Origin of the sequence: Pseudonocardia adelaidensis, assembly GCF_039543345.1 — a bacterium.
Classification (GTDB): domain Bacteria; phylum Actinomycetota; class Actinomycetes; order Mycobacteriales; family Pseudonocardiaceae; genus Pseudonocardia; species Pseudonocardia adelaidensis.
On record NZ_BAABJO010000004.1, the window covers coordinates 143,995 to 156,202 of the forward strand.

The following is a 12,208-nucleotide window of genomic DNA, read 5'->3' on the forward strand; positions in this document are numbered from 1 at the left end:
TGGGGAGCACCCCTCGCAGCCCCCAGGTCTCCCACCACCGCGCGGCCGGGTGTCACTTCTCGTTCGGGTCGCGAAGACCGGGGTCGACGCCCTCGGTCTCGATCTGCTCCTTGCGCACGGTCTCGTCGACCTGCTGCTGCTCGGTGACGGTCTTCCTGCCCAGGCGGATCCGCTCGACCGGGACGGTCTCCTTGTGCACCACGGCGCGCTCCTCGGTGAGGGTGAGCTCGTGCTCCTCCTCGGAAAGCCCCGGACCGGTCATCGCCTCGCCACGGTTCGCGTCGGTGATCGGTTCACGTTCGACGGTGACCTCTTCGTGTGAGACGGGCACCGTGGTGGCCACGTTCTCCGTGACGATGTGCTTGCGCAGCCGGGCCTGCCCGGACTGGCGCAGCTCGGTACCGACATGCAGCTTCTCCTCCGAGCGGGTCATCGCTTCGTCGGTCGTCGGGCCCGAGATGTCTCGTCCCTCGATTCCGGGCTCGCCCGTCCGATCGCGCCGCGGGTCCCCGGCGGCAGATCCGACCTCTTCGGTGTGCGCGGGACCGGCGGCGCCGAGCCCGTAGTAGCGGTACAGGTCCTCCTCGTCGCTGGCAGTGATCGCGGCCTCGGGATCGTGGTGCGGAGCGTCGTTCAGCGCGGCCTTGTCGAACGGGACGGTGAGGGCGTTGCCGTCCCACGTGCCCTGGTCCAGCGGTACCAGCGACACGTGGCCGCCGAAGAGGCCGGTCTTCACCGCAGCCCATGCGGGCCGGTCCGTCTCGTTGTCGAAGTAGACAGAGGTGATCTTGCCGAGCCTCTCGCCGTCGGTGCTGTGCACCGGTGCGCCGATCACCGTGTTCGGGTCGGACATGTTCGCGGTCGTCATGGGATCTCTTTCTGCCGCAGCAGGTGAAGCTACGGCGGCTTGCTCGGCAGCCCTCGATCGGGCTGTATCCGATACGGATGGGGCGGACCCGACTTTCGGCCGGAGCGCTCTCCTCGGGGGGCGACCGCTTCTCTCGTCGGTCATCTCCTGGATACCCGCTGGGGTTCGACCCAATCCATTCAAGCGAACCAGATCGATGATTTTTCTGGTCACACCTCCAGCGCCGGACGGCAGTCGAGAATGGAGTCGAGTCCACAGATCGCGAGGGGCCTCCGAACCGGGTGGTGATCTGTACCGGTGAGAACGAGGTGGCGGCCGGAAAGGCTCAACCGCGCGGCCAGTCGCAGCAGCGCGGTGAGTCCGGCGGCGTCCAGGAAGGTCACGTCGCTCAGGTCGACGATGATCACGCTCGCGCCGCCGAGGGCATCGGCGAGGCCCGCCACCTGTCCGGCATTGGAAAAATCGATCTCGCCGTCGAGCTGCACCGCGGCGGTACCAGTCGCCCCCCGACGAGGTCGGGCTCGAATGATCGACAGTCGATCCGCGGAGACCGCGTGATCATCTTTCACTGGCCACTCCATGGGTTGTCGGGTCGCCGAGCGGTGCAGTTGACAGCAAGTGGTCACGACCCCGAATCGAACGAGGCCGAGGGTCCGCTCAGCGTTCTTCACGGGCGGGAACTTGCTCGGCCCCGCCGGGATTACAACGAATCACAACGGGCGCCGGGCGCAGCCCGCGAGATTTATGGCTTCACCACCGGAGGAACTGTTCGTCCGGTGTATGGCAACCGGACGATGAACGACGCGAACCGAGCGTGCGGAATCACGGCCCGGCCTCCGCTTGCTGCCGGCGTCAGCGGGTTCGGGCTCCGCCGGCGATGACAAGGCGCAGCAGCACGTCGGCGGGAAGCGCGGGCAGGTTCAGGGCCCGGACGAGGTGGGGGATGGCGTCGGCACCGATGCGCCGGCGGAGATCGGAGATGTCGGCGCGGTCGTCGGCCGACACGCGCAGGTACAGACGCGGGTGCTGGCGCGGGCCCGTCAGGTGGGCCGTCGCAGATCGCACACCGGGATAGTCCTCGATCTCGTCGGCGAGCGGGCGCGCGGCAGTGTCGCTGTCGATGTGGGTGGTGCCGGTGGTCGGGTCGGACGAGAGCTGCCAACTGCAGCCGGCGGGCCGCCGGATCGTCTGGGCGATCAGCCAGCGCAGCGCCAGCAGCCCGATGACGATGGCGACGGCGGCGACAGCGACCGGCCCCCACCCCGGGAGGACCAGCCCGGGCGGCAGCAGCGGTGCATCGGCCGGAACCGGCAGCAGACCGCCGAGGAGGCCGGTGCCGGCCAGCAGGACGAGCCCGCCCGCAGCGAGGCAGAGCAGCCCGAGCAGGGCCAGAACGCTGCGGTTGAGCCGGGCGGGACGGTTCGGATTCATCAGGCTTCCCGATCGGAGGTGACGGTGACCCGGAGCCGTGCAGGTCGGGCGAGGTTGATGTCGTCGAGGCGTTCGGTGACGAGCTCGCGGACCCGCTCGGCCAACCCGGAGCGGTCCCGGAGCGGGGTGCGGACGTTCACCGTGACGGTTCGTGCACCGACCCCGACTCGTGCGGCGGTGATGCCGTCCACGCGCCGTGCGAGGCTGGTCAGGTCACCGGTCAGGCTCCGACGAGAGATCCCGGCAGTGGTGTGGTCGTCGCCCGGGGCCAGAGCGAGCACCTGCGGATTCCCGGGAAGCAGACCGCACGCCAGCAAGACGATGCCGGCCAAGGCCAGGATCCCGCCTGCAACCAGGACGGCTGGGTCGTTCCAGGTCGTCTCGTGCCCCAGCTCCCCGAGCCTGCTGAACGGAACGAGCGGCGGGCTACCGGCGATCAACCGGATGCACGAGACCACCACGACCACGGCGGCGACGAGCAGCAGCAGGCCGACGATCGTCGCAGGCACGGAGCGGCGCGGGCGACGGGTCATCGGATCACCCGCCCAGGACCGGCGGGGCGGTGCAGGGCGGCGACGATGACATCAACCACGCCGACGCGCTTTCCGGTGAGCTCCCACACCCGCTCGACCAGCCGCCGGCGGATCCGGTCGGTCACTTCGTGCACCGGGTCGGGGTAGCTGACCGACAGCCGGATCCGCAGCGACACCACCTCGCCCGCCACGATCGCCTCTACCCGCGGGGCCTGCGCGGCGGGCTCACCGGGCACCGCCACGCCCAGTACGTGCCGCGCCGCCCCACCCACACCACGTTCCTCCCCGGCGATCCGGGCAGCGATGGCCTCGATGACATGGCGGTCGATCGTGGTCCGACCACGCTCGTCGAATGGCCTGATTCCCGGCGCGGCCGTCGTCATCGCGGACCGCGGTCTCGTGCGCCGCGGCCGATGGCGGACAGATCCAACTGCCCGTCGAGGAACCGGCCGATCAACGCTCCGAGCGCGCCGAGCAGGGCGACGATGGCCATCGCGCCGAAGCCGCCCCACGCGGCAGTCAGTCCGAGCACCAGACCCACGGCCAGGCCGACCACTGTGAGATTCATCAGAACCGCTCCTTCCAGGGCGGCGCGGGCGGCGTCGCCGACGGTTGACATGCGGAAACGGGGGCATCACCGCGGCGCGTGGCGGGAGGCGCAGCCGGCAGGAGAGGCCCCGTCCCCGGGACAGGCGCCGGCACCGGTAGCGGGCGGACCGATTCGGCCTGCGCGGATGCGGGCGGCCGAGGCGCAGCTGGATCGTCAGCAGCTGGGTCCCGCGTGTCTCCGGGCAGCCGTTCCCCGGGCAGCAGGAGATCCTCGACGTTGACCGTCACGGGCACACCGGGCACGAGCGCTCCCACCGCAGCTCGGACCTGAGAGGCGATCTCGGTGACGCTGACCGGATAGCAGCCGACGACACCGACCAGGATCTCCCGGGACGACACCGCCACGCCGGCCACCCGCCGCCCCGGCAGGTAGGTGGTGTGCTGGCCGAACCGTCCGCCGTGCAACCCGGCGACAGCGGGGCAGGTCCGCGCAGCTTCGGCGATCTCGTCGATCACCTCGACCGGGCCGAGCGGATCGGGCCGGTCGCTCACGTGACGCGCGCGGGTTCGGAGGACTCGTCGGCGCGGTCCTCCTCGGGCAGGTGCAGGTCGTTGACGTTGATGTTGACCTCGACGACCTCCAGGCCGCTCATCTGCTCGACTGCACCGATCACGTTGCGGCGAACCGACTGGGCCAGCTGCCCGATCGGGACCCCGTACTCGACGACGATGTCGAGGTCGATCGCAGCCTGCTTCTCCCCGACCTCGACGGTGACGCCGCGACTCGAACTGGCTCGGCCGCCCGGGATCCGCTCGGTGATCGCCCCGAAGGTCCGGGAGGCGCCCCCGCCGAAGTCGTGGACGCCGCTCACCTCACGAGCGGCACGTCCGGCGATCTTCTGCACCACGGTGTCGGCGACGGTGGTGCGGCCATGGCTGCTCGCCAGGCCCCCGCTGCCGGACCCACCGCCGGTCGTCGCCACGGTTCCGCCGGACCCAGCCGTGCTGGCGCCGCTCGTGGAACGCGTCGAGGTCTGCTCTGTGGCAGCACTGGTCATCTGCTCGATCTCCTTCGCCCGGAACCGGTGGCTCGCCCTCGCCCGGTACGTCACGAGGAGGCGTTGCGGTCACGTCTGATGGACACGGTGGAGGGGAAGACCTCACGCGCACCTGCTGTGACGTACAGCACCATCGAGCGCGGCGGTGCCGCAGCCTCGTCGCGGCCTGCCGGCCCGGTGCGACGCTCCCCGCATCTCGGAGATCCGGCTACTCGAGGATGTCGTCGATGATGACCGTGACCTGCACCGGTTCGAGGTCGGTGAGCGCACGAACCTCGGCAGTCACCGCCGCGCGGACGTGCTCGCCGAGGCGGTGGAGGTCGGTGCCGTAGTCCGCGGCCAGGGTCATCTCGATGGCGGTGCTGCCCCCGGCGACGCCCGCGACGACCTCCGCACCACCGGCGGGGTTCCCGGCGGTGCCGTCGCGGACGTCGGAGCGGTCGCCGGTACGGCCGCTGATGTGCTTGCCGAGCGCCACCCGCACCCCGGGCACCGCCTGAGCGGACTCCCGTGCAACCGCGACCACCACTCGGGCGGAGATGCGGGTACGGCCCCGCGCCGACTCGAGCACCCCGTAGTCCGAGTGCTCCACGGCGCCCCGGATCCGGCGCAGAGCATTTTCCACGACGCTGTCCGGTGCACGGGGCTTCTCCGCGGCCAGCTCGGTGAGCGGGGCCCACAATCGCTCGTACTCGACCAGCGCGGCTTGGCAGTGCGGACACTGCCGCTGATGGGTATCGCGGTCGCCGCCGCGGCCGGCGGTGACCTGGGCCAGCACGTCCTCGACCCGCCGGCCGCACGTCAGGCGCTCGCCCCTCGTGTCGCTCATGAGCGGAGCTCGCTCATGACCAGCTCCGCAGGGACTCCAGCAAATTCAATCGCGCGCGATGCAAACGCCCCCGCACTGCGTCCTCCGAGATGTTGACGACCGCGGCAACCTCCCGATAGCTCAATCCCTCCAACTGGTGCAGCACGATCACGGTCCGCTGGTCCGAGGGTAGAGCTGCGATCGCCTCCATCGCTGCTCCCGCCCGCTGGCGTGCGATCACCGTATCCTCCGCGCCCGCCATCGGCCGTGGGTCGCCCTCGAGGACGGGGCGGGTCCAGCGGCGGCGTCGGAGCTGGTTCAGGCAGCGGTTGACCACGATCCGGTACAGCCACGTGGTGAACGAGCTCGCCCCGGTGAACCCGGTCAGCGCGGTCCACACCTGGATCATCACGTCCTGCGCGATGTCCTCCGCGTCGTGTCGATCGCCCAGCATCCGCAGCGCGATCCGGTAGATCCGGTCGCGGTGGCGGCGCACCAGAACCTCGTAGGCGTCCATGTCGCCGGCCCGCGCCTTGTCGACGAGCCACCTGTCGGCATCGTCATCGAACTGCGCGGAGCCGGCCCGCCCGGCGCCGGCCCGGTCGGCGTCGTCACGATGCACCGATGATCCGCCCGCTCCCCCATGGCCGAGCTGAATCGCCCTGGGTTCTGTGGAGATCGTGAAGCGACGGGAGCGTGGACGGCCCCGCCCAGATCGTCCGAGCGATCCGCGGAGCGGGAGCCGGCTGCGCCGTCCTCACTCCGGGGGGCGGGGACAACCGGCGGGGTCGGAACCGGTGTCGCGGCCTGCAGGGTGCTCGATCATGGTTCATCTCCAGACGCTCGATCCTCTGATACCCCGCACGCCCGCACTGGAACCCGGCGAAAGGGGCGACGGCCGGCGCAGGTTCGACAGCCTCCCGTTCGCGGACATCGCCGAGATGGCCGAGCACGCCATCGGCAGCGCCGGTTCGAGGTGATCACGCTTCGAGCGTCGGCGCCGACCCCCGGGATTCCACAGGGCGGTGTCGGCGGTATCACCCGCGGGGGCTGAGTCCGACGCCGGCGGGCGGGTACCCCGTCGGGACCGGCAGTGGGGCCATCCCCGCTGACGGTCGCCGTTCGCGCAGGACCGGTACGCCGGCTCGACCCTCGAGGCGGGCCGCAGGCACCACACCGACCGGCTGACGAACCTTCCCCGCAGCAGATTCGGGAGTCCCCCGAGGGTGACCCTGCCTGCCGCTGCCTGAACCCCCGAACGGAAGCCAACCATGTCGAAGATCTCGGCACCCGGCTCGCTCCACCCCCGCCGACGGCCGAGCGTCCCGCTGCGGCAGCGCTCCGCCGCCCCCATAGCACGGCGGCAGGTGCTGCTGCACGGCCAGCGGGTGACGTTCCTGGAAGCCGGCGCCGACAGCGGCGGGCCGGTCGTCGTGTTGCTGCACGGACTCGCGAGCAGTTCGCAGACCTGGTCATCGGTGATGCCGCACCTAGGCCGGCACGCCCACGTCATCGCCCCGGACCTGCTCGGTCACGGCCGGTCCGCGAAGCCACCCACCGGCGACTACTCGCTGGGCGCCTACGCGGCCGGACTGCGTGACCTCCTGGTCACGCTGGACCTGGACCCGGCCACCATCGCCGGACACTCCTTCGGCGGCGGCGTGGCCATGCAGTTCGCCTATCAGTTCCCGGAGCTGACCGAGCGCCTGGTCCTGGTCGCGAGTGGCGGCCTCGGCCAGGGCGTCACTATCGCCCTGCGCGCCGCCACGCTGCCGGGCACCCCGTTGGTCCTCCAGGCCCTCGCCGCGCTCACCTCGCCGTGGCTGGCCATGGTCGTCCACCGCACCGTGCGGGCCGTGCCGGTGTTGCCGGGGCCCGACCTCGAGGGGCTGGCCAGCGCGTTCACTTCCTTCGCCGACGGCGGGGCGCGCGGCGCCTTCGCCCAGACCGTGCGTGGCGCCTTGAACTGGTCGGGCCAGCGCCTGGAGGGCACGGAGCGGCTCTACCTGCTCGCCGAAGTCCCGGTGCTGCTCGTGGGCGGCGGCCGGGACCCGGTCATCCCGGTCGAGCACACAGTGGCTGCTCACGACCTGCTGCCCAACAGCAGCCTGCAGATCTTCGAGGGGGCGGGGCACTTCCCACACGCCGAGCAGCCGGGTCGATTCACCGAGCTGCTGACTCACTTCCTCGCCGACACCAGGGCGGCCCGGTCGGACCTGCGATCACTGCGCCATCGCCTGCAGGCCTCCGCAGGCCTGCCCTCCTCCGCGGACGACCCGTCGCCTGCCGCAGCACCGTCGGAGGGCCCGCTCGTCTGCCCGCTCGGCGTGACCACGTCGCATCTCGGGAGCACGACGACAGTCAGGCGGTCGAGCCGGCCCGGCGTCAGCGACCACGAGGAGTGATCACTGGGCCCGCGCCTGCGGCGGATGCCAATCGAGGCACACGACCGTGGCGTCGTCGCTCAGGTCGCCATTGCACGACTCGGTGACCGCCCGGGTGATGTGGCGCACGAGTTCGGGAGGCGCGAGCGTCCGGTGGTCCGCGAGCAGCGCGGCCAGTCGGCGATAGCCGAACTCCGGTGCACCTCGCTCGTGGGCCTCCGTGATTCCGTCGGTGAGCAGCAACAACCGGTCCCCCGGCCGGAGCGCGATCGGATGAGTCGGGTAGCGCGTCGAGCCGAGCAGCCCGAGTGGCAGTTCGGGCGGGATGAGGAGCTCGCTGACCGCGCCGTCCCGCACCAGCAGCGGCGGCGGGTGGCCCGCATTGAGGATCGTTCCGCCGCCGCTGTCCACATCGAGGTCGAGGATGAGGCCGGTGACGAAGTCGGGTCCCGGGAACTGCTCCACAAGGTGCAGGTTCGCGATCTCGGCCTGCTGGACGATCGAGGCATTCCCGCGGCGGGCGTTGCGCATCGCCGCGCAGGAGAGGCCGGCCAGCAGCGACGCCCGCAGCCCGTGGCCGGCCGCGTCACTCACGGACACGGTCAGTCGATGCGCGCTGACGGCGTAGTCGAAGTTGTCCCCTCCGATCTCGTACGCAGGCTCCAGGGTGCCCGCGATGGAGAACGCGGGCAGCTCGAACGCGAGGCCGGGCAGCAGCTCCCACTGGATCTCAGCAGCCAACCCCAACTCACGCCGACGACGCAGCATCTCGAACCGGTCGGTGTAGCGGCGCGCGCCGGTCAGCACGTGTCCCAGCACCCGCGCGACGTCGTCGAGCACCTCCATCGCGCCCTCGGCGACGTGACCGCTGGGCAGGGTGACGGCGAGGACCCCGAGGCGCTCGGCGCGGACCGACACCGGGAGGTAGACCACCACCGCCGGCCCGGGGACGCCGCCGTCCGCGGCCCCGACCGCAGCGGCATCACCGGAACGATCCACAACGGCTGTCACCTTGCGCTGCTCTCGATAAGCCACGCCCGCAGCGCTGTCGACCAAGTCCTGCGAGTGGAGCCGCGAATCGGCAGGCCCCACCGTCACCGGCTCCAGACTCGCCTCCGCGTAGTCCGACAGCAGAACGACGCATCCCTGCGCCGACACGTGCCGAGCCAACCATCCCGAGCAGACATCGACCAGCTCGCTCGGAGGCGCTCGATCCAGATCCCTCAACAGCGCCCCGACGCCGGGCCGAGTAGCTGCGGCATCCTCCGTCATCACAGCTACCCTGCCACCATTCGCGAGCGTAGGCCCGCCGCCACCACCCGGGCCGGTACGCCTGCCGCGCATACTCACCCTCGTCGTCGACCAGCTGTGCGTACATCGCTCCATCAGACCCGGCGCGGGCGAGCACGGACCGGCACCGAACGCGGCGACCACGGACGCGACGAGGGTCAGGAAGTCGCGCTCGACGCGCCACGTCATCCGGCCGCTCGCGATCACCGGCCTGGACGACGTACGGACTGTTCGCCACAGCCTGGACGACGCCCTGCAGGAGCTCGACCGCCACGGGAATGTGGATTGGCCGCCGCAGCGGGTAGTGCGCCCCTGACGACATTCGAGCGTGGACGAAGGAGAGTCGGGGCAGAGGACATTGGGCGCGACGCGGAACGCCCCGTTGCAGTTGCTGCTGCCCGCCATCCCGGTGGCAGCCCGTACTGCCCGGCTGCACCTCCGGAGCTGGCTTCAGCGGGAGCGGTGGCCCGACGAGCCGAGCGACGACATCTCCTACGGGGTCAGCGAGGCCGTGACCAACGCCGTCGAGCACGCGTATCCACCCGGCGTCGACGGCGCGACGGTGACGGTGACCGCCGAGGTCGAGCTGCTACCGACGGGCATGCGCCGGGTGCGGGTCCGGGTGAGCGACCGTGGCCGTTGGCGGCCCATCCCGCAGGTCCCCTGCGGCCGCGGGCGGGGTTTCACGCTGATGAAGGGGCTCATGGACCGGGTGGTCATCACGCGAGGCGACGGCACCACCGCGGGCACCGAAGTCGTGCTGGTCAGCCCACCTGTCGCTCCGTGAGTGCCCCGGACTGCCACTCAGGAACGGCCGCTCCCAGAAACAGCCGCGCGCCCGTCAGCAGGACCCGCCGTCGGCCGCGGCCCGTCCTCCCGCTGTACCGAACCACCGCCGAAGCAACTCCAGCTCGAACCCCGCACAGCGACGTGGGCCGTGGGGGCGCACACTGGGCGCCGTGCCCCACCGCCCGGCCGGCTCCGTACCCGCGGCCGATCACGCCCGGCGCCGGCACACCGACCGGCACCGCGCGCAACGCTGCCGGACCGCCGGCTGCACCTGCTGCTCCCAGCGACCCGGGCGCCCGGGCTGCTCGCCGAGAGCGGTGTGCACCGAGCCGACGTCCACGATCATCCCGGCCGCGCAGGACACGGGACGGTCGGTGGTGGGGTGCGGTCTCCGCGTCCGTACCGGTCGTGATCTGTCGCCCGACGACCGTGAGATGGCAACGCGGCCGCCGGGATCGGACACCAAGGAGGAAATATGCCTGAGGGCACCGTGAAGTGGTTCAACGGCGAGAAGGGCTTCGGCTTCATCGCCCCCGACGACGGCGGTAAGGACGTCTTCGTCCACTACTCGGCCATCGCGGGCAGCGGGTACAAGTCGTTGGAGGAGGGCCAGCGGGTTTCCTTCGAATCCAGCCAGGGCCAGAAGGGGCCGCAGGCGGACAACGTCCGCCCCATCTGACCACGCACCCCGCCCCACAGGTGCTGCGGGGGTCAGCTCCGCCGGAGACCGACCTCGGCTCACGCGGTCCCGCGTCCGGTGTCGCGGCAACGGTCGAGGCCGTCGGCCGCGGCGAGCACCCTGTGGGATCCGTGGGAGAACGCCTCCCATTCTCGCCGTCGCGTCGCGAGGACCCGTTCCCCGAGTGCGGTCAACGAATAGCAGCGACCCCTTCGGTTCCCCGTGACCTGCATCAGCCGGTTCTTCGCGAGCCGGTGCAGCTCGTGGATGACGACGCCCAGGGGCAGCACGAACAGCCCATCGCTGCGCTCGCGGACGAGATCGATCAACTCGTGCCCGTTCGCCGGACCCTTCGTCGCCGCCGCGAGCAGGAGCAGGTCCACGTGCCGGCGGTCGCGGACCTTCACGACGCCGAACCGCCGCCGCGGTGCTGAGGCGCGCGCCGGGCCGGCCGCGGGCGGCGCATGACGACTCGTCGGGTCAGGCACGTCGTCCTCCATGATGTCCGATTCGACCGGTTCTGGCTCCCGAGACTGCCTCGAGCGACGTGTGCGGATCCGGCGCCGCGACAACGCAGCTGCCGCGGCGCCGAAGACGGACGACAGATCGGCGGCAGGCCGGTGGTGGTGGCCGTGGCGGCCGGCCGAGCCCCTCGAGGTCATGCCCGAGCAGCCGCTGTACCGTCGGGAGCCTCCGCCCGCTCGGCCTCCTCGGCGGCCTGCAGCGCAGTGAGCACCTCCACACCCAGAGCGCGGTAGTCGCCGGCGACGCTCGCAGCGGTAGCAGAGACCCGTGGCGTCCTGATGTCCGACCGCAGTGCCTCCCACCACGCCGGCTGAGCGGCAGCCTCGACCTCGAGCTCGTGGGCGAGCTTGCCGAGACGCCGTGCGTCCTGAGCGGTGCGTTCCGCGTGCCGGATGGTCGTCTCGAACCGCGGCGAGTTACCACCGAACGCCCTGTCGATCGCCGCGCGGGCCTCGCCGTGGATCGCGCGCGATCGCGAGCCGGTCCCGAAGAGGACCACCCCGAGCAGGCTCAGCCTCGGGTTGATCTCCTGGGCGAGGGCGAACCGCTCGGCGACGAGGGTCATCCCCACGAGGCCACCGACATCGGACTTCGTCGGCATCAGCACCCAGCGAGCCGCGGCCAGCGCCAGGTCGGACAGGATCGTCGACTCCGGTGGACAGTCGATGAACACGACCTCGTAGTCGGTCGCGATCGGGGCGAGCACGTCGCCCAGCACCCGGAACGCTCTACGCCCGCGGTGCTGCAGGCGCGAGACCATGACCGGCGTCAGGTCTTCGAGCCGCGCTCCCCCGCACACCACGTCCAACTTCGGCCGCACGTCAAGCGCGGGTACGAGCGGCGTGCCGGCGAGGACGCTGCCCAGCAGCCCAACGCCCTGGTCGTCGGCATCCGAGTCGCGGTAACCGAGATCGTCGGCCAGGTTCGCCTGTCGATTCAGATCGATCAGCAGGCAGCGGTAGCCCGCGCCGGCGAACTGGCCCGCGAGGTTCGCCGCGATCGACGTCTTACCGACACCACCTTTGTCGTTGACGATCGCGATGACACGCCCCAACGCGAAATCACGCTCCTGATCCGTCGAGCGCTCGGCCATCGGCACCTCCGCAATGTTCGGTGACCGGACACCGCTCCTGTCCCCCGTAACCCGGCGCAGCGGCAGGTACCCGCGGGCAGGGATCGCCATGCCCGACCCGAGCGGGCTCGACCGGTCCGGGCTATGCCCAGCTCGCCGTTGGCCGCCGGTACTGCTCCGAACGTCCGACACAGCGGGATCGACCCCTCGAATGGACATCGT

At 71.1% G+C, this 12,208-nt stretch carries 16 protein-coding genes; 3 read left to right on the forward strand and 13 right to left on the reverse strand.

Annotated features, from left to right (window positions below; translation table 11 throughout):
* Nucleotides 1–52: 52 nt before the first annotated feature.
* The 10 genes from ABEA81_RS06300 to ABEA81_RS06345 form a co-directional block, all read right to left on the reverse strand.
* The gene (locus tag ABEA81_RS06300) at nt 53–1,081 is read right to left on the reverse strand and encodes a PRC and DUF2382 domain-containing protein (protein WP_345603850.1); all 1,029 of its coding nucleotides are present in this window, start codon (nt 1,079–1,081) and stop codon (nt 53–55) included.
* Entirely contained in the window at nt 1,078–1,449 is a 372-nt protein-coding gene (locus ABEA81_RS06305) for an STAS domain-containing protein (protein WP_345604079.1), read from the reverse strand. The genes ABEA81_RS06300 and ABEA81_RS06305 overlap by 4 nt, the downstream gene beginning before the upstream one ends.
* Before the next feature lie 271 nt (nt 1,450–1,720).
* Nucleotides 1,721–2,299, reverse strand: a complete 579-nt coding sequence (locus ABEA81_RS06310; RefSeq protein ID WP_345603851.1) for an Asp23/Gls24 family envelope stress response protein — start codon at nt 2,297–2,299, stop codon at nt 1,721–1,723.
* Complete coding sequence (locus ABEA81_RS06315) at nt 2,299–2,832, reverse strand: DUF6286 domain-containing protein (protein WP_345603852.1); 534 nt, start codon at nt 2,830–2,832, stop codon at nt 2,299–2,301. Before ABEA81_RS06315 ends, ABEA81_RS06310 begins: the two co-directional genes overlap by 1 nt.
* Nucleotides 2,829–3,215, reverse strand: a complete 387-nt coding sequence (locus ABEA81_RS06320; RefSeq protein WP_345603853.1) for an Asp23/Gls24 family envelope stress response protein — start codon at nt 3,213–3,215, stop codon at nt 2,829–2,831. The genes ABEA81_RS06315 and ABEA81_RS06320 overlap by 4 nt, the downstream gene beginning before the upstream one ends.
* Nucleotides 3,212–3,400 carry a hypothetical protein gene (locus ABEA81_RS06325; protein ID WP_345603854.1) on the reverse strand — a complete coding sequence of 63 codons (189 nt, stop codon included), beginning with the start codon at nt 3,398–3,400 and terminating at the stop codon, nt 3,212–3,214. The genes ABEA81_RS06320 and ABEA81_RS06325 overlap by 4 nt, the downstream gene beginning before the upstream one ends.
* On the reverse strand, nt 3,400–3,933 hold the full coding sequence (locus tag ABEA81_RS06330) for an Asp23/Gls24 family envelope stress response protein (protein WP_345603855.1): 534 nt from the start codon (nt 3,931–3,933) through the stop codon (nt 3,400–3,402). The genes ABEA81_RS06325 and ABEA81_RS06330 overlap by 1 nt, the downstream gene beginning before the upstream one ends.
* Nucleotides 3,930–4,439, reverse strand: coding sequence for an Asp23/Gls24 family envelope stress response protein (locus ABEA81_RS06335; protein WP_345603856.1), 510 nt, complete (start codon nt 4,437–4,439; stop codon nt 3,930–3,932). The genes ABEA81_RS06330 and ABEA81_RS06335 overlap by 4 nt, the downstream gene beginning before the upstream one ends.
* A 208-nt stretch (nt 4,440–4,647) precedes the next feature.
* The gene (locus tag ABEA81_RS06340) at nt 4,648–5,268 is read right to left on the reverse strand and encodes an Asp23/Gls24 family envelope stress response protein (protein WP_345603858.1); all 621 of its coding nucleotides are present in this window, start codon (nt 5,266–5,268) and stop codon (nt 4,648–4,650) included.
* Nucleotides 5,269–5,281: 13 nt separating this feature from the next.
* The gene (locus ABEA81_RS06345) at nt 5,282–5,869 is read right to left on the reverse strand and encodes an RNA polymerase sigma factor (protein ID WP_345603859.1); all 588 of its coding nucleotides are present in this window, start codon (nt 5,867–5,869) and stop codon (nt 5,282–5,284) included.
* Between the two features lie 649 nt (nt 5,870–6,518).
* On the opposite strand from ABEA81_RS06345, the gene ABEA81_RS06350 reads away from it, so the two are divergent.
* Nucleotides 6,519–7,652 carry an alpha/beta fold hydrolase gene (locus tag ABEA81_RS06350; RefSeq protein ID WP_345603860.1) on the forward strand — a complete coding sequence of 378 codons (1,134 nt, stop codon included), beginning with the start codon at nt 6,519–6,521 and terminating at the stop codon, nt 7,650–7,652.
* On the opposite strand, the gene ABEA81_RS06355 is transcribed toward ABEA81_RS06350, so the two are convergent.
* A complete protein-coding gene (locus ABEA81_RS06355) occupies nt 7,653–9,065 on the reverse strand; it encodes a PP2C family protein-serine/threonine phosphatase (protein ID WP_345603861.1) in 1,413 nt (470 codons plus the stop codon).
* 214 nt (nt 9,066–9,279) lie between these two features.
* Between ABEA81_RS06355 and ABEA81_RS06360 the strand changes: the two genes are divergently transcribed.
* Both ABEA81_RS06360 and ABEA81_RS06365 read left to right on the forward strand, forming a co-directional pair.
* Nucleotides 9,280–9,708: an ATP-binding protein gene (locus ABEA81_RS06360; RefSeq protein ID WP_345603862.1), complete on the forward strand. Its 429-nt coding sequence runs from the start codon at nt 9,280–9,282 to the stop codon at nt 9,706–9,708.
* A 477-nt stretch (nt 9,709–10,185) separates the two neighbouring features.
* Nucleotides 10,186–10,389: a cold-shock protein gene (locus ABEA81_RS06365; protein WP_345603863.1), complete on the forward strand. Its 204-nt coding sequence runs from the start codon at nt 10,186–10,188 to the stop codon at nt 10,387–10,389.
* 59 nt (nt 10,390–10,448) lie between these two features.
* Here ABEA81_RS06365 and ABEA81_RS06370 read toward each other — a convergent pair whose 3' ends face one another.
* Together ABEA81_RS06370 and ABEA81_RS06375 are read right to left on the reverse strand one after the other, a co-directional pair.
* On the reverse strand, nt 10,449–10,877 hold the full coding sequence (locus ABEA81_RS06370) for a PadR family transcriptional regulator (protein WP_345603864.1): 429 nt from the start codon (nt 10,875–10,877) through the stop codon (nt 10,449–10,451).
* 170 nt (nt 10,878–11,047) lie between these two features.
* A complete protein-coding gene (locus ABEA81_RS06375; RefSeq protein ID WP_345603865.1) occupies nt 11,048–12,007 on the reverse strand; it encodes a ParA family protein in 960 nt (319 codons plus the stop codon).
* Nucleotides 12,008–12,208 lie beyond the last annotated feature (201 nt).

What these genes read in the sequence shown, in the direction of transcription:
- ABEA81_RS06305 (WP_345604079.1), bottom strand. Translation starts at nt 1,449, where the DNA reads ATGGAGTGGCCAGTGAAAGATGATCACGCGGTCTCCGCGGATCGACTG.
- ABEA81_RS06310 (WP_345603851.1), bottom strand. Translation starts at nt 2,299, where the DNA reads ATGAATCCGAACCGTCCCGCCCGGCTCAACCGCAGCGTTCTGGCCCTG.
- ABEA81_RS06315 (WP_345603852.1), bottom strand. Translation starts at nt 2,832, where the DNA reads ATGACCCGTCGCCCGCGCCGCTCCGTGCCTGCGACGATCGTCGGCCTG.
- ABEA81_RS06320 (WP_345603853.1), bottom strand. Translation starts at nt 3,215, where the DNA reads ATGACGACGGCCGCGCCGGGAATCAGGCCATTCGACGAGCGTGGTCGG.
- ABEA81_RS06325 (WP_345603854.1), bottom strand. Translation starts at nt 3,400, where the DNA reads ATGAATCTCACAGTGGTCGGCCTGGCCGTGGGTCTGGTGCTCGGACTG.
- ABEA81_RS06335 (WP_345603856.1), bottom strand. Translation starts at nt 4,439, where the DNA reads ATGACCAGTGCTGCCACAGAGCAGACCTCGACGCGTTCCACGAGCGGC.
- ABEA81_RS06340 (WP_345603858.1), bottom strand. Translation starts at nt 5,268, where the DNA reads ATGAGCGACACGAGGGGCGAGCGCCTGACGTGCGGCCGGCGGGTCGAG.
- ABEA81_RS06350 (WP_345603860.1), top strand. Translation starts at nt 6,519, where the DNA reads ATGTCGAAGATCTCGGCACCCGGCTCGCTCCACCCCCGCCGACGGCCG.
- ABEA81_RS06365 (WP_345603863.1), top strand. Translation starts at nt 10,186, where the DNA reads ATGCCTGAGGGCACCGTGAAGTGGTTCAACGGCGAGAAGGGCTTCGGC.
- ABEA81_RS06375 (WP_345603865.1), bottom strand. Translation starts at nt 12,007, where the DNA reads ATGGCCGAGCGCTCGACGGATCAGGAGCGTGATTTCGCGTTGGGGCGT.